The sequence below is a fragment of the Mucilaginibacter aquaedulcis genome, assembly GCF_030409325.1.
Classification (GTDB): Bacteria; Bacteroidota; Bacteroidia; order Sphingobacteriales; family Sphingobacteriaceae; genus Mucilaginibacter; species Mucilaginibacter aquaedulcis.
Map to the genome: position 1 here is coordinate 604,342 of NZ_JAUFPR010000004.1, position 19,777 is coordinate 624,118.

A 19,777-nucleotide genomic window follows, 5' to 3' on the forward strand; every position below is an offset into this window, starting at 1 on the left:
TATTCGGAAGCAATAACAATGTTGGAAAGGGTGTCATTTCGATAGAGCCTGGTTGGAATGCGGGTAAGCGCGAAAGAGAAATCTTATACCACATGCCTGTGGATTTGCTGCTCTTACAAGATTTCTCCTCGTTCCTCGTCGAAATGACAATCCTTTTTTGCTCCTTCCAAATCTATGGATATTCAAAAACCAGTAATTATGAATAAAAACCGGATCAGCCCTGCACTATTTTTACTATTATTTATCATTAATTGTTCTCGTTTATTGGCCCAGGTACCTACCCTGCCCACACCCTGGACAAAAGCGGCTACAGATGCTGCAGTTCCTTTCCCTGAATATCCAAGACCACAATTACAACGCGCCGATTGGATGTGTTTGAATGGCAAATGGGATTACCGGGGAGGCAAAAATGCAGCCACCGCGCTTGACCCGGCAAAGCCAATTTCTTTTGACGGCAAAGCCGAACAAATACGTGTTCCATATTGCCCGGAATCGGTATTGTCAGGCATTCAGCGTAAACAGGAGATCAATATGTGGTATCGCCGTAGTTTTGAAGTTCCTTCGGGATGGAAAAATAAGCAGGTAATTATTCACTTTGAAGCGGTGGCTTACCAGGCAACCGTATTTGTGAACGGACATAAAGCGGGCAGCCATGCCGGGAGTTATGATGCTTTCAGTTTTGATATAACACCCTATATAAGCAATGGAAAAAACACACTGGTAGTTGCAGTACAGGACCTGAATGATGGCCGTGTGCCATCAGGTAAAAGCGGCCCGAGAGGCGATTATACCTTTTGCTCTGGAATATGGCAAACCGTTTGGCTGGAGCCTGTAAGCAAAGCTCACATAGAGAATATCCGTTTACTGCCCGATTTGGCCAATAATCGCTTAAAGATACTGGTGAACACCAAAGGCGAAGGAAAGGTAGTTGCGACAGCGCTTGACGGAAACAACGTGGTTTCGGAAGAGAAATCGACAAGTGGTACTTCCTTTTATCTGCCTGTTAAAACACCAAAGCTCTGGAGCCCTGATGATCCTTTTTTGTATGACCTTAACATTACACTGGAAGATGCCCATGGTACCGTTACCGATAAGGTGAAAAGTTATTTCGGCATGCGTGATATTAAATTGGGTAAGGTTAATGGAGTTAACAGGCCCCTGATCAATGGAAAGTTTATCATGCAGCTCGGTTTGCTTGACCAGGGTTACTGGCCTGATGGTATACTCACTGCACCAACAGAAGAGGCACTTAAATTTGATATTCAGTTCACCAAAAAGGCTGGTTTTAACCTGATCAGGAAACATATGAAAACCGAGCCTCAGCGCTTTTATTATTGGGCTGATAAACTGGGATTATTGGTTTGGCAGGATATGCCTGCAATATGGTACCAGAACGAAGATACCACCAAAACAAGGGGCGAGTTCAGGAAGGAGCTAAAAACACTTATTGACCAGCACTATAACTCACCATCTATCATTACATGGGTTCCTTTTAATGAAAACTGGGGTGCTTTTGATGTTAAGAATATAACAGATTGGGTTAAAAAGTATGATCCGTCGAGGTTGGTTAACGGCAATTCTGGCTTTAATAACAACCCCGATTATCAGAAAGCTTACGGAGATCCGAAAAATGGCGATTATGTAGATACCCATATTTATGTAGGCCCGTATGGAGCCTCGGTGCCTGACGAGCACCGGGCAGCCTCATTAGGTGAATTTGGTGGTGTAGGTTTATTTGTACGCGACCACATGTGGCCTGTTGCCAATAACGCTTATGACTATGAACCAACCAAAGCCAGGCTAACAGACAGGTATGTGTTTTTGTTGGATAAGGTAGAACAGCTGATGAAGTACAAAGGCCTGAGCGTAGCCATCTACACACAAACAACCGATGTTGAACATGAAATTAACGGCATGCTTACCTATGACAGGGCTGTTGAAAAAATGGAAATAGACAGGGTTAAAGAGGTAAATGAGGCCGTTATTAAAGAAAGCTATAAAATGATGCCATAAACGCACTTTAATTATGGTCCCTTTAACAAAAACAAAAGCCGCTCAACATGAGCGGCTTTTGTTTTAATATGTGCTGTCGGGTTAAAATAAAGGCCTGCCCATCATGGCATTGGCAAACAATAACGATACGCCAACAAAATATACTAACGAAAAAATTATAACCGGTCTTGCATTTTTAATCCCGGTAAAGATAACGAACAGGGGTACTATTTGAAGCGCATGCATACCGATGAAATGAGGTATACGCAAATCGCCGGCAATACGACTCCAGTTCAGTAATGGCAGTCCCGGGCCGCCATCAGGAGCACCAACCGTGTGGGCAAGGCGCGAAGCCATTATGCCACCCTCAAGCGCAAACAAACAGGCCATAAGTATCCCAAGTCTTATAGCCCAAAGCAAGGCATGGTTTATTTGTGACGTGCTAACCTTGAAAAAACGGATCCCTATGTATATCGCAAACAAGGTTTGTGAAACTATGACAATACCCATTATGGCAAAAAGAATGGCGTTATAGATGCCTGAGTTATTGTAATGTGACATCTGTCCCCGTGCTGCTTGTGAGGCAATGGCCAGCATTTCAAATGCCATGGCAAATACCGTAAACCGGGCAAACCGCCGTTTTAACTGCCCAAACGGGAAGTATTGCAATAACAGCGGCCATGTTAAACAATATATAGCAATGGATATGGCAAATTTAATGGGTTTGATCCACAGGTTAATACCCATCAGTTGCCGGTGATCAAATTGAGCTATAATGATCAGGAGCACAAACAAGGTTAAGTGCGCCACGCCGCAATAATAAAGGGCGGGGCTAATATTCCTGATCCGAATAAACAGAGCTTTCATATGTTTACTGTTTTGGTTTTTTGAATGATCTGATAAAGCAGAAAACCGCAAGGGCCAAACATAAAGGTTAATACAAGGCAAGGAATAACCAGCCAATGTGAAACCGCTTTTTCCTGGGCCGATTTGATGATAGAAAAACCAATGAGCAGATCAAAAGCGAGGTAATGTACCCAGCCAGCCAGTAAAACACCGTCGTTCGCAAACAGGCTGCGTACTTCTGCGATGGAGTTATAACCACCGCCCTGAATGCTGAAGAAGCCGGTAATATATATGCAGTAAATTACCGAAAGCAATAACGGAACGGCTTTATAATTGATAAGCCATTGGGTAACCTTCCATTTATGAAGTATAATTAACAACAGCCACTGTAACATGGCTATTGCATTGACAATTGAAAAGATCTGTACCGGAGTCATAATATTTTTATTTTGATGGCGCGTATAAAAGCGCAATACAAAATTGGCTCAATTAGCAGAGCCTAAAAATGTAACCGGGTTAAAAAAGGATGTTATTTTATTAACCTAAGTTAATTTGATGCTGGATACCTTGGCCCTAATACGGCTGAGGCTTTGTGGCTGAATGCCCAGGTATGATGCGATTAAGTGCTGAGGTAATCTTTCAAAAATATGTGGCTGGTTGGTTAGCAGTTCCAGGTAACGCTCTTCGGCCGATTGGAGCATCAGGTTGCGTTTGCTTTTAGCGGTATCAATAAAAAGCTTTTCGGCAATGAGGCGGCCAAACCTTTCAAAGCGCTGACTATGCTGGTATAATTCCTGCATGTCCGGATAACTTAAGGTAAAAAGCTCACAATCGTCAAGCGCTTCAATAAAATCTGGCGATGGAACCTGCAACAGGAAGCTCTCATAATCACCCATCCATTCCCCTTCAAAAGCAAACCCAATGGTATAGTCGCCTTTTTCGCCTCTTGAAAAATATCTCAAACCACCTTTATACACCAGGGTCATGCTTTTGCAAACCTGGCCTTCTTTCAAATAAAAAGAATGTTTTTTAAGGTTTACCGGCTTAAGCCTTTTCATAAACAAAAAAAGCTCTTCGTCGGTAAAATCAACCAGGTTGCGTAATGATTTGGTGATAACTTCGTACATGTTCCATATGCCGCATTTAGTCCAATAAGGGCGACTATCAAATATACGGGATTATAATTTATCCGGAATCTTCATCCGTTATCTATACTCTCAGTACGATTAAAACTGAAAATAAATAAATGACTTGCTTGATTCCTGGCTTAAAATGATCAATATCAGCATAGCCGACCATATAAGCGCAACGCTCCAGCTGGGTATTCTGCCGGCAACTTTTAGTACGGTGGTTCCGCGCATCAGCCAGTGAAAAATCAGCATCAGCGTTATTACCACAGCTACTTTAATTATGGCAATGGTTGTTAACAATGGTGGATTGCCCGCTTGCCCGCCAAACATATCGCCCAACAGTTGCCAGGCTCCACCAAAAGTGGTTGAGCGGAAAAATACCCAGGTTATGCAAACGAGCAAAAAAGTAAGCAAAGCCTTTAAAAAACCATTGTTCATTTTTGCACTGGATAGTCCCGGAACTATGGAAGCCGTAGAGATCATTGGTTCAGACGAATTACCCATTAAAGGTGTGGTTGACGACTTATGGTAGTTGAGTGCCCTTTCGGCCCATAAGTATAAGCCGTGCAAACCACCCCAGGCCACAAAGGTCCAGTTGGCGCCATGCCACAAACCACCTATAAGCATGGTGATCATAATATTAATATAGGTTTTAAAGTTACCCTGGCGGTTACCACCCAGGGGAATGTAAAGATAATCGCGCAGCCAAGACGACAGGGTGATGTGCCACCGCCGCCAGAAATCAGAAAAACCAATGGCCGCATAGGGATATAAAAAGTTTTGAGGCAGTACAAACCCAAGGCACAGGGCTACTCCTATTGCTGCAGTTGAGTATCCGGCAAAATCAAAAAATATCTGACCGGAAAATGCCAGTACACCCGTCCATGCATCAAGTGCGCCAAGTTTCCCTGGGAAGCCAAACACGGCGTCGGCAGTTGCGGATAAAAGAGAATCGGCCAGTACTACTTTCATAAACAAGCCAAGAGTTAACAAAAGTAGTCCGTTTGTTAATTGCTGTTTGCTGGCCTTGCGGGGCGTTTCAAACTGAGGCACCAGCTGCGGTGGCCTAACAATTGGTCCGGCAACCAGGTGCGGAAAAAAAGTAACGAATAATGAAAAGTCGAGCAGGGATTTAACAGGTTCGCTTTTTCGTTTGTACATATCAACCGTATAACACAGCGTGGTAAACGTATAGAACGAGATGCCTGCCGGTAAAATGATATTTGGATGGGCCGGATGATAATCAAAACCCAGGGCGTTACATATGAGCACAAAATTATCTAACAAAAAGGTCCCGTACTTAAAAAAGCACAACATGCCCAGGTTGCCGATAAGGCTGACGACCAAAAGTAAATGCCGCTTGTTCTTATTGGGCTGTGTGTATAAGGCCCTGCCTACAAAAAAATCTATCACGGTTGATAGCCAGAGCAGCAAAATGAAAGGCGGGTTCCAGGCTGCGTAAAAAATGTAGCTTGCCAGTAGCAGATTTACTTTTTTAACCTTCCACGGAAATGGCAGGTTATGCAGAATAAGCATTATTATAAAAAATGCTATAAAAGTGTAGGAATTAAAAACCATGGTGTAAGGGGTTTACATGTTAATTAATATTACCAACCTTAATGAATAGCGGTTGCCAGCCGGTTTTCCTTTTTCAAAATATCAATAATACCTTTTGTATATAGTACGGCATCATGCGGGTTTAAATGTGAAAATTCGGGACATTGAAAATTGCTCAGTGAAGCATGATCGCCAAAATAGATGCCCTTGCAATGCGTTGTAGCCAGCAACTTATCCCAATACTTTTCTTTTGGATAACCCATTTTTTCGCCCATTAAAAATGGTCCACTCGATGGGGTTCGCAAAAAGAGAACAGAACCTCCCCTCGCCCTGATCTGGTCAACATCGTGTTTAACCGAAAATAAAATAGCATCAAGTGCTTTTCCACTAACAGGCGGATCACTTTTAAGTCGGGCAAGGCTTCCCCAAATTCCTCTTACTTTATTTATCCGGGCTGTATCGGCCAAAAATGAATCCGTCATTTTGTTTTGCCGGCTAAAAAGCGTGCTGTGAAAGCCGATCGGAAAATCAAGTCCGGCGTATACGCCATCGCGGTTTGGTACATACAGATGATCAAGCAAGCCATTAAGCGAATAGAAATCTTTATCGAGCATAACCAACCGTGGTTCAAGCATCTTGTCGAGCCCGAAGCTTGCTTTTTGGGCAGGGGTGCGTTTATGATAATAGCTTATGGCCTCATTAGGAGTTATGCTTACCTGTGGAGCTGGACTAAAAAATAGAATCTCGGTAACATCTACTATCAGGTTCCCCTTAAAATTTGGATCATTAGCCAGATCACTAAATATGGTACGGGGCGATGAGCCTACCATGGCTAATTGGATGGCGTTAGTACCCATCAGGTTTTGCCAGGTATCAACATCCAGGTCATACTTGATCCGCGATGAGCCAATAAAAACCGTTGTTTTATCAGCAGGTTCGTAAACGCGTGCGCGCTTATCGGCCCATAATTCGGGACTGTCGTCAAAATCGGGTTTTAAACCTTTGCCACGCAGGAATAATTCCCAGCAAACAGCGGCGCCGGTTACCAGCACTAATGTGAGTACAATAAGTTTTAAAGGCCGGGTTGTTATCATAATCGGGGTTTATTACGATGGAACGGTTAATTGGCAGAAACTACTTGGATAGATCTAATTTAGGTAATTAATTATCAGAAAACCAATGGGTTATTTTATTTGTGGTGTGTTTTATAAACTTTTGTATACTCATGCACGAAGTGTTAAGGAATTACACTGAAAAATAGTATTGAGCAGAATATTTAAAAAAAGAAACCGCCCCTTGTTTCACAACAAAGGGCGGTTTCAAATGCCATTTAATTAGAGGCTAATAGGTATTAATACACTTGTTTAACGCGGCTGTCGCCTGCGCCATAGTAAAAGTTTACCACCTTTTTATCACCTTTGTTAAGGCTCAGGTAAGTATTGTTTGAAAAAGTGTTGCTTGCAGTATTCAGGTTGTTAGTATAATTTAATGAGTATAAATTACTGTATTGATCATATACATTGGCATTTAAAATAACACCTTTTGCACCCGCAACCAGGGCTCCGTTATTATCTCTTTTTAAATGAACATAACCACTTCCGCCCTCTGGTGAGTTATAGTTAATCAATTTGCCATTGGCATCGGCAATTGCATATAATTTTGGTGCTGATTCAATGATGTTTCCGGCAACGTCAACCATTTGTACATCAACTTGACTATTAGGGGTGTATTGATAAGAATTAAAATCAATGTATGTGCCGTTATTGTAATTGTAGTTATAAGTATAAATTTTTTCTATCTGATATTTACCGCTAATGGCAGATAAGAATACCTGATTATAACCATAGTAATAATAATAGCCCGGAATATACAAGGCTTTGCCGTGGGTATCTGGTGTAATCTTGAAATAATAATAATTAGTTACACTTGGTACAGGCGCGTTAAACTGATTAACATTGAAATAGGTTTTGATGGTGGTAACCCTTGGTAAACTACCAGGAAAAGTGTGAACCGCATCATCTTCGGTAGAATTTACATAAAGTTTTTGATCGGCTGTAATTTGCTGAAACTGCAGGCTATAGCCATTTGGTGCAGCGGGCACTTTAATGGAATAGCTGCCGTTTGCATCGGTATACGCCGGGAAATAAACGGTATAATTACCTGATGGGTTTGATGGTATACTGGCCGATGCAGTAACCAATACGTTGGCACCAACTTTTTCAGGAGTGTTATTTGTTAAGTTGGTATCAATGTACAAGGTTCCGGTTATCTCGTTAGTTAAATCGGTTGTGTTCCACAATTTAGCGGTTCCCGAAGTTAAATTTTGTACCAGTATCTGTGATGCCGCATAACCTGTTTTTGATATCAGGAAAGGAGACGTTGGGTATAAAAGTAAAGCTGAGAACTGTGCTACCCCTTGCGCGTTGGTTTTTGTGGTAACTACCTTTCCTTCTGCTGATACGGTAACATCTGCGTCAGCTATTGGTGCATTTGATACTACATCAACAACGGTAACGCTATAATCCTTACGTTTTTCGGCAATGGCGTTTAGGCGGGCAAGGCTATCGGTCAATTTAAGTTGATTAAGTGCCGCAGTATTAATAAGGTCCTGCAAAGCTGTAGCGCCTTTTTGTTTAAGTGTTTCCAGATCAAGCTCATGCTGGTATTTCAGATTTAGCAATTCCTTTTGAGCGTCTATGGCATCACGTTCGTTGAAGCTGTCTTTAGAGCAGCCTGCAAAAAACAGGGCACATGCCACAGCAATTAAAGTAAATTTAGAATTCATTATGTGTTTTTTGTTTGGGTTTAATAGTAAAAGGGTAGCAGTTATTATTTAACAGCCATCACAATACCAATTTTTGTTATGAAAGAATTGGTTCTGATATTGCTGCCAAAGCCTGCCTTTTCCATGTAGGAGTAACCTTCCCTGGCTGTAGACAGGCCGGTCAGGTACCGGAAATCAAGAAGTAATTTAAATTTTGAGGTAAGCGGAAGCTTTACATTGGCCCCTGTTATAAAGTTGAAGCGGTAGCTGTTAAATAAGCCGCTTACATTTTGTTTACCGGTAACGGTGGCTATAATATCCTCGCCGGTTAGCAGGTCACCTGTTTTTTGATAGTTTTCGGTAACATTAAATGAGTATGCATAGCTTGCACCTGCGTAAAATGTTGGTATCCAACTTTGCTTGGTATTTATGGAATAATTAATCAAAAGCGGAACCTCAATGCTATTCAGTTTGAAAGAACTGTTCTTAACATTTTTTGTGGAGAAACTTTCGGGTAAACCATACCTGGTATCATCCTTAAAGCTGATCATCTGGCCGCCTTGCTGTAGGTAATTTGCCTCCAATTGCAGACTTAACTGTTTATATAAATGATAGTTAACGGAAATCCCTCCATTATAGCCAGTGTTAAAGCCAGTTTGCGGTTGGCCTTTTGTAAAGCGGTTTAAATTAACACCTCCCGATACACCAATCTCAAAACGTGTATTTAATGTATCGGTGGTTGTGCCGGATGATTTTGCTTCTTCGCGGTTTTGTGCAATTAAAGTGCTGCTTGTAAAGATTGAAAATGTTGTTGTTAAAAAAAGAACTGAAGCGATTTTGAATACAAAATGGGCATACGAAGATGCCTTACGAAGAGAACGCATTATTAATGATAAGGTGTTTTATAAAATTTGGGCAAATGTATTATTTAATACCATATATTAATAATAGTACCAATAAATATTTTTTAAGCGGGTAATAACTAACCCCAAAACATGGTTGAGGTATGTAATCAGGAGATCTTTTTTGTTGATACTTCATCATGTTTGTGGGTTCAATAAAATATGTTTAAATTACCTTAGTAATCCTAAGCAATACCGATTATTCCTGCACAAGTATTTACACCTTAAATTTAATGCTGATGAGATCGTTCATTACGTTTGTCGTAGTTTTTGCTTTTTTGCTGCTGGGCAGCAGCCTGGTACGCGCCCAGAAGGCCGATAGTACCGACCGCAAATGGTGGAAAGAGGCTGTGGTTTACCAGCTTTATCCCCGGAGTTTTAAGGATAGCGACGGCGATGGTATTGGCGATTTAAAAGGTATTATATCTAAGCTTGATTATATCAAAAGCCTGGGCGTTGATGTGGTTTGGCTTAATCCCATATACAGCTCTCCCAATGATGATAACGGTTACGATGTAAGCGACTATCGCAACATTATGAAAGATTTTGGCACTATGGCCGATTTTGATGCCCTGCTTAAAGGCATGCATGAACGTAATATCAAGCTGGTGATGGATCTGGTGGTAAACCACAGCAGTGATGAGCATGAATGGTTTAAGCAAAGCCGCAGTTCAAGAACCAGCCCCTATCGTGAATACTATCATTGGTGGAATGCAGAAAGAGGCCAACCTCCCTATCGCTATAGCTTGTTTGATGTGAAGCATAATGCCTGGCGATATGATTCGTTGACCAATGCCTATTACTTGCATTATTTTTCCGTGAAGCAGCCCGATCTGAATTGGGAAAATCCTAAGGTACGTCACGAGGTTTATGATATTATGAAGTTTTGGGCTGATAAAGGAATAGATGGTTTCAGGTTGGATGCCTTTCAGTTTGCAGCAAAGGATACCACCTTCCCTGCTTTTCCACAGGGATTTGAAAAAAACTTTACACAGTACTATGGGATGCAGGGGAATTTGCATGGCTACCTGCAGGAAATGGATAAGGAGGTGCTGAGCAAGTACCCAATAATGAGTGTTGCAGAAGGCGCGGGAAATACTTTTGAAGATGCACATAATTTGGTAGATACCAGCCGCCATGAATTAAACATGGCCTATGCGTTTGATGCGGTAGATATCGCTAAACCTGAAGGTTACAGTCTTTTAAAATTTAAAAATGTGTTTTCAAGATGGGATAGCGCTTTTGCGGCTAACGGCTGGCTATCGGTTTTTCTGGCTAATCATGACCAGGCCAGAATGGTGAGCCGTTTCGGTAATGACAGTCCGCAGTATCGTGACCTATCGTCAAAAATGCTCACTACTTTTATCATGACCATGCGCGGCACGCCCTATTACTATAATGGCGATGAATTAGGGATGACCAACGCTGGCTTCACCAAAATTGAAGATTACCGGGATGTGCAAACACTTAACGAATACAAACGGCAAAAAAGCATCGGTGCCGATTTGCCTCAATATTTAAAACGGATTGGTTTTGAAAGCCGCGACAATGGCCGAACGCCTTTTCAATGGAATAATACCACAAATGCAGGTTTTACAAAAGGCACCCCTTGGATAGCGGTAAATGCCAACTATAAAACTATTAATGCAGCCGCCCAGGAAAAATCACCAGCGAGCACATTAAACTATTTTAAGAAGGTTGTGAAGCTGCGCAAGGATAACCTGGTGTTGGTATATGGTAAATATACCCTGCTTGATGCTTCAAATCCTGATACCTATTCTTACACACGAGAACTGAATGGCAAAAAATTATTAATAATGCTGAATTTCAGGGATAAAATAGCTAACGCTCAAACAGGTATAAATGTCAGTAATGCTAAGGTACTGATAGGCAACTATGAAAACCCTTCAAAAAACGGAACCCTAAAACCATACGAAGCAGTAGTATATGAGCTTTAATTAAGCTATGTCAGTTGAACAGAAAAGCCTCAAATGTATCATTTGAGGCTTTTCTGTTCAACCGCTTTTTTCTCAGCTCCACGTTTTTGGGCAATAAATGTTAGCGACCTTTTAAATCAAAGTGGGGCATTTTACTCTTTTTCTTATTGTTTATAATTGATCTAAATAAAAATAACCTTTAATTTTTAAGATTTTTTCTGTTTCTTCGCCACATTATTTAGAATCATTCAAAATAGCATGAAGACAATCTTTACTTTTTTATCACTCTTTTTAATCAGCTTAGTCAGTTTTGCCCAACAAAACGGAAGCGTAAGCGGCGATGTGAACGCCCGCGATGGAAGCCCTGCAGCTTATGTGGCGGTTGGTGTAAAAGGGCATCAGGCCGGTACGCTTACTAATGAAAAAGGAGCTTACCACATCAATAAATTAAAACCGGGTACTTACACGCTGGTGGTAAGTGCGGTTAACCTAACACCTGAAGAAAAACAGGTTGTAATTAAACCCGGTGAAAATACAGTAGTAAACTTTACGCTGAATATTAATACCTCGCAATTGCAAGAGGTTGTAATTAACGGGAGGCAAAACAAGGTAAAGGTTGATAATCCATCGCCTTCATTGCGTTTGCAGGAGCCTTTGCTGGAAGCTCCGCAAAACATACAGGTAGTTACCTCGCAATCACTGGCCGAGCAGCAGGTGATCAGCATGAGCGACGGGGTGATCCGTAACGTGAGCGGCGCTATAAGACAGGAACACTGGGCCGATCTGTATGCCAATATTACTATGCGTGGCTCGCAGATACAAGCTTTTCGTAATGGCTTTAACGTGGTTAACTCTTACTGGGGTCCGCTTACTGAAGATGCCAGCTTTGTTGACCATATTGAGTTTGTGAAAGGCCCGGCAGGTTTTATGCTTGCCAATGGCGACCCAAGCGGTTTATACAATGTGGTTACCAAAAAGCCTACCGGACAGGAAAAAGGTGAATTTACCCTTACCGGAGGCAGCTACGGTTTATACCGCGCCACGCTTGATCTTGATGGCAAATTAAGTAAAGACGGCAAGCTGCTTTACCGCTTAAATCTGGCAGGGCAAAATAAAGGATCTTTTCGTGCAAACGAATATAATGATCGTTATAGCATAGCGCCCGTAATATCTTATCAGGTAGATGATCAAACTAAACTAACGGTTGAATACACCCTGCAGCACGCAAAAATGTCTGACGTGGGTTCATATTATGTTTTTGGTACAGGTGGTTATGCAACTTTACCGGCCAACTTTACCATGAGCCCTCCGGGCCTTGCACCAACAGTTATTAATGACCACAGCTTGTTTGTGAACCTGCAGCACCAGTTAAACAGTCACTGGAAACTGACTGCTCAGGCTGCATATTTTAACTATGGCCAGCAAGGTTCAGATATGTGGCCAAGTGCCGTTAACCCTGATGGTACCATACTTCGGGCTATCAGCATCTGGGATGCGAAAAGCACTATGGCACTGGGGCAGGCCTTTTTAAATGGCGATGTAACAACAGGCCAGGTACATCACCGCATCTTAGGCGGCATCGACATCGGTAACAAAAAATATGATGCCGATTGGAGCCAGGGCCATGAACTGGATACCGCAGGTGCACTTTTTAATACCAAATTGCCTGTTTACGGTCCGCCGGTAAATGGATACCCGGTTTGGGATCGCAGTCAGAATATCGAAGCCCGCTCGGCACTGGGAGGTGGTCATATCGAACAGCAATATACCGGTATTTATGTGCAGGACGAATTAGGTTTCCTGAACAACAAAGTTCGATTAACACTGGCCGGCCGTTATACATATGTACAGCAGTCTGAGTGGGGCGGTTCACCTTACAATGCCAAAAGGGTTACGCCACGTATCGGTTTAAGTGTATCGGTTGATGATCAAACGTCGGTTTATGGCTTACGCGATGAGGCTTTTATCCCACAATCTGGCAGGGTTGCCGTGGGTACAGTAAAACCAATTACCGGTAACAACACCGAGTTTGGTATTAAACGCGACTGGATGGATGGCCGTTGGAACACTACTTTATCTGTGTATCGTATTATTAAAAATAATGAGCTTACAGCCGATCCTAATGCCTCACCAAACTCAGGTCTTAGCGTAATTTTAGGGCAAAAACGCTCACAAGGGATTGAGTTTGACCTTCGTGGTGAAATTGTTAACGGACTTAACTTAACCGCCAACTACGCCTATACCGATTCAAAGGTAACCAAGGTTACTCCTGGCGTGCCTGATATTAATGTTGGCGATGTGGTTCCGGGTTTTGCCAAGCATGTTGTTAATACATGGTTGAGCTATCGCCTGCAGCAAGGTCCGCTGAAAGGTGTGGGAGCCAATGCAGGTTTTACGGCCTATCTTAAACGTGCAACTGATACCTGGAGCGATACGGATGTAAGGTTACCAAACTACTTTAAGGTTGATGCAGGTTTATTTTGGGAAGGCAGCAAAATGCGTATAGCAGCTAATTGCTTTAATGTACTCAATAAATACCTGTACAGCGGGTCATATTATTCATACCTCAATGCTTTTTACTGGCAGGCCGAGGCTCCAAGAAACTATCGTTTGTCAATTGCCTATAAATGGTAAAAGATCTTTTATTTGGTTTAATATCGAAGTCTCCGGGTGAAAATCCGGGGGCTTTTTTGTTTAATAAAGTATCTGTGTTAAATAAATATGGATGTTGCTGCAACGAATAGGTCAAAACGAGGGTCTTTTATGTAAACCAAACTTAAGCTATATGAAACCATACTTTTTACTATTTGTAATGGCCTGTAAGGCAATTACCGCCACGGCACAGGATAGTGATAACAGAACACCCTACCTCACCAAATCATTAGCGAACGATGCTATTAACAGCGTTGTAGTAAATACATCGGCGGGAGGAATCTCAGTTAGCGGCCGCAGCGGCGAGGCACCAAGGGTTGAAGTTTATATCAGGGGAAATAACAATCGTGAACTTTCAAAAGAAGAGATCAAAAAACGTTTGGATGAGGATTATGACCTGAGCATTGATGTTGTTAACCACGAAGTACGTGCTAATGCCAAAGCCAAACATGATCATACCGACTGGAGACAATCAATCAGCATCTCCTTTAAAATATTTGTTCCGCAGCAAACATCAACAATGTTAAGAACCAGCGGTGGCGGTATCCGTTTGGATAATTTAAAGGGCAACCAAAACTTTACTACCAGCGGCGGCGGCTTACAGGTTGACAAACTTAGCGGCATGATCAAAGGGGTAACCTCAGGCGGCGGTATACAGGTTTCAAACTCTGATGATAACATTAACCTGGAAACCAGCGGTGGCGGCATCATAGCCAAAAATTGCTCAGGGAAGATCAGACTGGAAACCTCAGGCGGCGGTTTACAGCTTGAGGGCTTAAAAGGAAATATCAATGCCACCACCAGCGGTGGCGGTGTTCAGGGTAATAATATTACCGGGGAACTGATCACCAGTACCAGCGGTGGTGGCATTGATCTGAAACAGATGGATTGCAGCTTAAGCGCTTCAACAAGTGCCGGCAGCCTGCACGCGCAGATGAAACAGGTTGGCAAATATTTAAAATTAGAGGCCAGCTCTGGAAATATTGATCTGCAGTTGCCCTTGAAACAGGGCCTTGATCTGGATATAACAGGCGACAGGGTAAACCAACACCCTACAACAATTAGCAACTTTAGCGGAGCCTGGGAAAAAGACCGTATCAAAGGAAGTGTAAATGGTGGTGGTATCCCCGTTAAGGCAGATGCATCCAGCGGAAATATAAATGTCAGCTTTAATTAACTGATCTGATTAATTACGCAACAAAAAAGCCCCGCTCCCAAAAGAGCGGGGCTTTTTTGTTTTCAGCTGATTTACTGTGCGGCCTTAGCAGCGTAAGGGCCAAAGATGCTTTTTACAGGGATGGATGGCACACTATCATCAAGGATGATCACGTAATATTGCCTACCTCCAGGTAATACCCGCACCACAATATGGCCTTGCAGACTTTTGTAGGCCTGTTTGATGAGATCGCCTATTACCAGTTCATTGGCTTCCATCATGTTGGTGGCAAACAGGTCGCGCTTGGCAGTGTACAGGTAGGGTGATGTTATCCTGATCAGCGTTTCATGGCCGGGATGGTCGGCTGTCCATACCTGTTCAAGCCATACGCTTGGTTGCAGGGTTTTAATAAGGTTTTCATTCACAGCATCGCGGTTACCGTGATGGTCCATAGTGGCAACATCTACAGAACCTACGGCCTTTGCTATAGGTGTTTCTACATCGCGCCAGGCTGGGTCACCCAAAAACACATTGCCGGGGCTATCTCCGCCGTTATAATATGCAAACGGTCCATAATGAATTACCAGCACGTTGCTCAGTGCATTTTCATCGGGCCATGTTTTTCTGTCGAGCGAATCAACCGGCGGAAAATGCTGTACTACCAAACTGTCTTTACCGGTCCAGATCCATCCGTTTGATTTTACGTTTTGCACATAAAAGGTTGGATAACTTGAAGCCTGATGCTGCAATCTGACCTGCGAGGCAGAACCTGCCTTAAAGAATTGTGCTTGCATTCCTTTTTTTGATGCTGCAGTAATAAAGTCCTGGTAGTTGGTCCAGGTTTTTTTGTAATTCATTTCTGCAGGCAGGCGTTTTAATGCCGCGGTAAGGCTTACCGGGTAATTATAATCGCGCTGCAAAAGGTAATGTATCGGTAACAGGCTACCTACCCCGGTAATACCAGTGAGCGCATATTGCTTATCGGCAGACAGGGGTGCGCCGGGATAATAACTGCCGAAGTGGTCGTCATGAAAATGGGTGATAAGGGCATAATCGATCCTGGTTTTTTCTTTTTGAGGAGCTACCTGTTTAATATAATCCACTATCCACTCGTACGGGTGTTTACTGTCGTTAGGCCGCATGGGCGTATTGCGTTTTGATGTGGTACGGGCATTGGTAGGGTCAAGTTCACCGGCATCCAGTACCATGGTGGTGCCATCAGGAAATATAAAGAACGATGCATTCCCGCGGCCGGTATTAATATGATGCAAATCCATATAACCCTCCTTCCATTCGGGTAATGATTTACCTACGGTTGCTACCTGGGCCCTGCCGCCAAAATGCACCAACAACAGACAGCATATGATCAATTTTTTCATAGGAATGAGGGATAAAATGATAATAAAGCAGATGCTTTTAGCTTACTAAATTAAAAATATTGAACGGGGAATAGCGGAGTCAGTATACTTTTCAGAGAATGTTAATAGCCGCGTGATATTGCGTTAACTTACAAGGCAAACAAACCAATCAGAGCTTATTGATTTTCCGTTGAATGGCCATTTTGTTGGCTTCTGTTTTAGCAAGTGACAGGGCGATTTTGAAATTCGTTTCTGCCTTTTCAGGATCAACACCGGTATAAAGTTCACCAAGCAGGGCAAAGTAAAAATGATTGTTTGTGAGGTTTAGTTTTTCGGCCTCGGCAATGGCCTCAGATTTGCTTTTCGCTTTTGAAAGGGCATACGTACGATTAAGGGCCGCTATGGGCGAATATGCTATTTGCAGCAGGTGGTTATATAACTGTAATATGTGCTCCCATTTTTCCTGGGTATCAGCTTTTTGGGTATTCCAGTAAGCGATGCCTGCTTCGAGGTGGTATTTTGAAAGTTGGTTTCCGCTTGCGGCGCGAGTTAAAAAATATCCTCCTTTACCAACCAGGTCGGTGCTCCAGAGATCGGTATCCTGATCTTCATACAAAATAAGTTCGCCGGCATCGTCTACACGGGCATCAAACCTCGATGCATGAAAACACATCAGGGCAAGCAGCGCGTTTACCTGTGCTTTATTGGTGCCGGGGTTTTCAACAAGCATGGTACATAGCCTCATGGCTTCCAGGCAAAGCTCTTTACGTACTGTTTTATTCTGGCTGATAGAATAATAGCCCTCGTTGAATAATAAATAAATGGTGGTAAGCACGGTTGATAAGCGCACATCCATTTCGGCATCGGCGGGTAGTTCGATGCTGATTTGTGCTTCCCTGAGTTTTTCTTTAGCCCGGAAAAGCCTTTTGTTGATGGTTTCTTTACCCGTTAAAAAAGCATCCGCTATTTCCTCAATACCAAAGCCGCAAAGTATACGTAACGATAAAGCGATCTGTGATTCCGGTGATATGGCAGGGTGGCAGATGGCAAACATCATTTGCAACTGACTATCATTGATGTTTTGTGGCGAAAGGTCTATTTCCAAAATTTCTTCATCGGCAAAGTCTTTTAGTTCTGCAGTAATTTTGCCGGTGAAAAGATTATCGCGCTGCAAATAGTTTTTGGCCTTGTTTTTTGCTACGCTATACAACCAGGCTGTGGCATTGGCAGGTACACCATTGATACCCCATGTTTGCGCGGCGGTAAGGAAGGTTTCGCTGGCAATATCCTCGGCAATCTCTATTTGTGCAAATCCAAAACGCTTGCCCAGCACAGTAACAATTTTACTGTACTCGGTACGGAATAAATGAGGTATAAGCTCTGCAGATTGCATAGTAAAAAGGCCCCTGCATGCAAGCAGGGGCATTGGTTTGTTTAATCTTCTTTGTTATGTACGCCAGAAATTTTTCTGACTTCAACACTGTTGCCTTCACCTTTTAGCATGGGGCATCCTTTTGCAAGGCTTACGGCTTCGTCAAAATCTTTTGCTTTAATAGTTATAAAGCCTGCAATGGTTTCTTTTATTTCGGCATAGGGGCCGTCGGTTATTACATTGTTTGGCAATAATACCCGGCCTTCTGTTGAAAGGCCTATACCTCCGCTGAATTTATTTTGGGCAGCAATGCCCCCTACCCAGTCATGATATTGTTTCATGTAAACTTCTAATTGCTCAGGTGATGGTGTTTGCATGGTGTTATCCATGCGAAACAGTAATACAAACTTGTCCATTTTAATACGATTTAACAGGTTAATAAATATATGAATTATACCCCCATATCAAATGAGATGAGCGGAATAGGACATCGCTGCGAAAAAATAATTAACTTATTGAATACAATGAAATTGACGCCTGTTTTTTGCAACATCAGATTTTTCCTATCTTTCGTTTTTTTTAACAATGAAAAGACTTTTACTATTAGCGCTGTTCATCTTCTCTACAGCCACATTTACCTTTGGTCAGCAACAGCCACCATTTATTGAAAACAACCTTGATGCTTATATTAAACAAGGCTTAAAAGACTGGAATTTACCAGGCCTCGCCATTGCCATAGTAAAGGACGGTAAAACCGTTGTGATGAAGGGTTATGGCTTAGCCGACATTAAAACACAAACGCCTGTTGACGAAAACACCCTGTTCATGATAGCCAGCAACAGCAAGCTTTTTACAGGCACGGCACTGGCCCAGTTGGATGTTGACAAAAAACTATCGCTTGATGATAAGATCACCAAGTACTTTCCTGGTTATACCTTGTACGATGCCAATACCACGGCATTGGTTACTATTAAAGATTTACTGGGGCACCATTTAGGTACCAAAACCTTCCAGGGCGATTTTACCTTCTGGAACACTACCCTGTCGCGCCAGCAAATTATGGATAAAATGAAGTTGCTGAAACCATCAATGGAGTTTAGGCAGGGCTTTGGTTATTGCAACAGCTGCTTTTTAACAGCAGGACAAGTAATTGAGCAAGTTACCGGCAAACCCTGGGAAACGTATGTGCAGGACAGTATACTTACACCTTTGGGAATGAGCAATACTTATCCGCTTACATTAGGAATAGCCGGGCGAAAAGGGATCTCAGAACCATATACCAACGCCTTTACCGGAACAATGACCGAATTGCCATATGATCAGGTAGATAACCTTGCACCTGCCGGGAGTATTGTGAGCAACGTAAAAGACGTTGCCAAATGGCTCACTATGCAGCTTGACAGCGGCAAGTTTGAAGGTAAACAGATAATACAATGGAAAGCACTTCAAAAAACCCGCGACCAGAATACCATTTTAAGCAGCAGAGCTTCCTCTACTTATCCTACTCATTTCAGGGGGTATGGACTTGGCGTTTTTGAGTCAGACTATAACGGCAAACAAATATTTTGGCATACCGGTGGCGCTAATGGCTTTGTTACCAACACCTGTTTTGTACCTGAGGAAAACCTGGCTATCACAATTTTAACCAATAACGATAATCAAAGCTTTTTTGAAGCGCTACGTTATCAGATACTGGATGCCTATCTGGGTGTAAAGTTTACTGACCGCAGCCAGGCCATGTTGAAAGAGTTTAACAAAGAGCAGGCAGAAACAGTAAAGAAAACCAATAACATGCGCGCCCGTGTAAAAGGAAAGCAACCTGAATTGCCTCTTACAGCTTATGCAGGGCAGTACCAAAACACCCTTTATGGTAATATTGAAATTTCGGTTGACAAAAAAGACCTGCTGATCAAATTTAACCAGCATAAGTTTCTTACAGCTACTTTGCAGTACATGGATAATAACGAGTGGTTGTTAACCTATAACAACGCCGCTTTTGGCATTTTCCCGCTGAAGTTTAAAATTCAAAACAACAAGGTGATATCAACTGAAACTAAAGTGAACGATGGCCTGGAGTATGATCCATACTTATTTGTAAAACAGAATTAATA

The 19,777-nt window shown here is 42.5% G+C and carries 15 protein-coding genes; 5 read left to right on the top strand and 10 right to left on the bottom strand.

Annotated features, from left to right (window positions below):
- Window positions 1–198: 198 nt before the first annotated feature.
- Window positions 199–2,013 (top strand): glycoside hydrolase family 2 protein, encoded by a 1,815-nt coding sequence (locus tag QWZ01_RS20925; RefSeq protein ID WP_290326767.1) that lies wholly within the window; start codon window positions 199–201, stop codon window positions 2,011–2,013.
- 81 nt (window positions 2,014–2,094) lie between these two features.
- On the opposite strand, the gene QWZ01_RS20930 is transcribed toward QWZ01_RS20925, so the two are convergent.
- The 7 genes from QWZ01_RS20930 to QWZ01_RS20960 form a co-directional block, all read right to left on the bottom strand.
- Window positions 2,095–2,859: a hypothetical protein gene (locus tag QWZ01_RS20930; protein WP_290326769.1), complete on the bottom strand. Its 765-nt coding sequence runs from the start codon at window positions 2,857–2,859 to the stop codon at window positions 2,095–2,097.
- Window positions 2,856–3,275: an ABA4-like family protein gene (locus QWZ01_RS20935; protein WP_290326771.1), complete on the bottom strand. Its 420-nt coding sequence runs from the start codon at window positions 3,273–3,275 to the stop codon at window positions 2,856–2,858. The genes QWZ01_RS20930 and QWZ01_RS20935 overlap by 4 nt, the downstream gene beginning before the upstream one ends.
- Before the next feature lie 105 nt (window positions 3,276–3,380).
- The gene (locus QWZ01_RS20940; protein WP_290326773.1) at window positions 3,381–3,965 is read right to left on the bottom strand and encodes a Crp/Fnr family transcriptional regulator; all 585 of its coding nucleotides are present in this window, start codon (window positions 3,963–3,965) and stop codon (window positions 3,381–3,383) included.
- 99 nt (window positions 3,966–4,064) lie between these two features.
- Window positions 4,065–5,504: an MBOAT family O-acyltransferase gene (locus QWZ01_RS20945; protein WP_290326775.1), complete on the bottom strand. Its 1,440-nt coding sequence runs from the start codon at window positions 5,502–5,504 to the stop codon at window positions 4,065–4,067.
- 80 nt (window positions 5,505–5,584) lie between these two features.
- Window positions 5,585–6,619: a hypothetical protein gene (locus QWZ01_RS20950; protein WP_290326776.1), complete on the bottom strand. Its 1,035-nt coding sequence runs from the start codon at window positions 6,617–6,619 to the stop codon at window positions 5,585–5,587.
- Between the two features lie 257 nt (window positions 6,620–6,876).
- Window positions 6,877–8,310: a hypothetical protein gene (locus tag QWZ01_RS20955; RefSeq protein ID WP_290326778.1), complete on the bottom strand. Its 1,434-nt coding sequence runs from the start codon at window positions 8,308–8,310 to the stop codon at window positions 6,877–6,879.
- A gap of 44 nt (window positions 8,311–8,354) precedes the next feature.
- Window positions 8,355–9,173 carry a porin family protein gene (locus QWZ01_RS20960; RefSeq protein ID WP_290326780.1) on the bottom strand — a complete coding sequence of 273 codons (819 nt, stop codon included), beginning with the start codon at window positions 9,171–9,173 and terminating at the stop codon, window positions 8,355–8,357.
- A gap of 257 nt (window positions 9,174–9,430) precedes the next feature.
- On the opposite strand from QWZ01_RS20960, the gene QWZ01_RS20965 reads away from it, so the two are divergent.
- From QWZ01_RS20965 to QWZ01_RS20975, 3 genes are all read left to right on the top strand, one after another.
- Window positions 9,431–11,149 (top strand): glycoside hydrolase family 13 protein, encoded by a 1,719-nt coding sequence (locus tag QWZ01_RS20965; RefSeq protein WP_290326784.1) that lies wholly within the window; start codon window positions 9,431–9,433, stop codon window positions 11,147–11,149.
- A gap of 237 nt (window positions 11,150–11,386) precedes the next feature.
- Entirely contained in the window at window positions 11,387–13,762 is a 2,376-nt protein-coding gene (locus tag QWZ01_RS20970; protein ID WP_290326786.1) for a TonB-dependent receptor, read from the top strand.
- Between the two features lie 151 nt (window positions 13,763–13,913).
- On the top strand, window positions 13,914–14,957 hold the full coding sequence (locus QWZ01_RS20975; RefSeq protein ID WP_290326787.1) for a DUF4097 family beta strand repeat-containing protein: 1,044 nt from the start codon (window positions 13,914–13,916) through the stop codon (window positions 14,955–14,957).
- Between the two features lie 71 nt (window positions 14,958–15,028).
- Here QWZ01_RS20975 and QWZ01_RS20980 read toward each other — a convergent pair whose 3' ends face one another.
- The 3 genes from QWZ01_RS20980 to QWZ01_RS20990 form a co-directional block, all read right to left on the bottom strand.
- Window positions 15,029–16,315, bottom strand: coding sequence for a ComEC/Rec2 family competence protein (locus tag QWZ01_RS20980; protein WP_290326789.1), 1,287 nt, complete (start codon window positions 16,313–16,315; stop codon window positions 15,029–15,031).
- A 148-nt stretch (window positions 16,316–16,463) separates the two neighbouring features.
- Window positions 16,464–17,720: an RNA polymerase sigma factor gene (locus QWZ01_RS20985; protein WP_290326791.1), complete on the bottom strand. Its 1,257-nt coding sequence runs from the start codon at window positions 17,718–17,720 to the stop codon at window positions 16,464–16,466.
- 8 nt (window positions 17,721–17,728) lie between these two features.
- Window positions 17,729–18,082 (bottom strand): YciI family protein, encoded by a 354-nt coding sequence (locus tag QWZ01_RS20990; protein ID WP_290326793.1) that lies wholly within the window; start codon window positions 18,080–18,082, stop codon window positions 17,729–17,731.
- A 169-nt stretch (window positions 18,083–18,251) separates the two neighbouring features.
- Here QWZ01_RS20990 and QWZ01_RS20995 point away from each other — a divergent pair, with 169 nt between their 5' ends.
- Complete coding sequence (locus tag QWZ01_RS20995; RefSeq protein WP_290326795.1) at window positions 18,252–19,775, top strand: serine hydrolase; 1,524 nt, start codon at window positions 18,252–18,254, stop codon at window positions 19,773–19,775.
- Window positions 19,776–19,777: the final 2 nt, after the last annotated feature.

Bases quoted from the DNA above. Each gene is read 5' to 3' on its own strand.
- QWZ01_RS20975 (WP_290326787.1), top strand. From the start codon at position 13,914: ATGAAACCATACTTTTTACTATTTGTAATGGCCTGTAAGGCAATTACC.
- QWZ01_RS20970 (WP_290326786.1), top strand. From the start codon at position 11,387: ATGAAGACAATCTTTACTTTTTTATCACTCTTTTTAATCAGCTTAGTC.
- QWZ01_RS20980 (WP_290326789.1), bottom strand. From the start codon at position 16,315: ATGAAAAAATTGATCATATGCTGTCTGTTGTTGGTGCATTTTGGCGGC.
- QWZ01_RS20925 (WP_290326767.1), top strand. From the start codon at position 199: ATGAATAAAAACCGGATCAGCCCTGCACTATTTTTACTATTATTTATC.
- QWZ01_RS20990 (WP_290326793.1), bottom strand. From the start codon at position 18,082: ATGGACAAGTTTGTATTACTGTTTCGCATGGATAACACCATGCAAACA.
- QWZ01_RS20945 (WP_290326775.1), bottom strand. From the start codon at position 5,504: ATGCTTATTCTGCATAACCTGCCATTTCCGTGGAAGGTTAAAAAAGTA.
- QWZ01_RS20965 (WP_290326784.1), top strand. From the start codon at position 9,431: ATGAGATCGTTCATTACGTTTGTCGTAGTTTTTGCTTTTTTGCTGCTG.
- QWZ01_RS20955 (WP_290326778.1), bottom strand. From the start codon at position 8,310: ATGAATTCTAAATTTACTTTAATTGCTGTGGCATGTGCCCTGTTTTTT.
- QWZ01_RS20935 (WP_290326771.1), bottom strand. From the start codon at position 3,275: ATGACTCCGGTACAGATCTTTTCAATTGTCAATGCAATAGCCATGTTA.
- QWZ01_RS20930 (WP_290326769.1), bottom strand. From the start codon at position 2,859: ATGAAAGCTCTGTTTATTCGGATCAGGAATATTAGCCCCGCCCTTTAT.
- QWZ01_RS20960 (WP_290326780.1), bottom strand. From the start codon at position 9,173: ATGCGTTCTCTTCGTAAGGCATCTTCGTATGCCCATTTTGTATTCAAA.
- QWZ01_RS20940 (WP_290326773.1), bottom strand. From the start codon at position 3,965: ATGTACGAAGTTATCACCAAATCATTACGCAACCTGGTTGATTTTACC.
- QWZ01_RS20995 (WP_290326795.1), top strand. From the start codon at position 18,252: ATGAAAAGACTTTTACTATTAGCGCTGTTCATCTTCTCTACAGCCACA.
- QWZ01_RS20950 (WP_290326776.1), bottom strand. From the start codon at position 6,619: ATGATAACAACCCGGCCTTTAAAACTTATTGTACTCACATTAGTGCTG.
- QWZ01_RS20985 (WP_290326791.1), bottom strand. From the start codon at position 17,720: ATGCCCCTGCTTGCATGCAGGGGCCTTTTTACTATGCAATCTGCAGAG.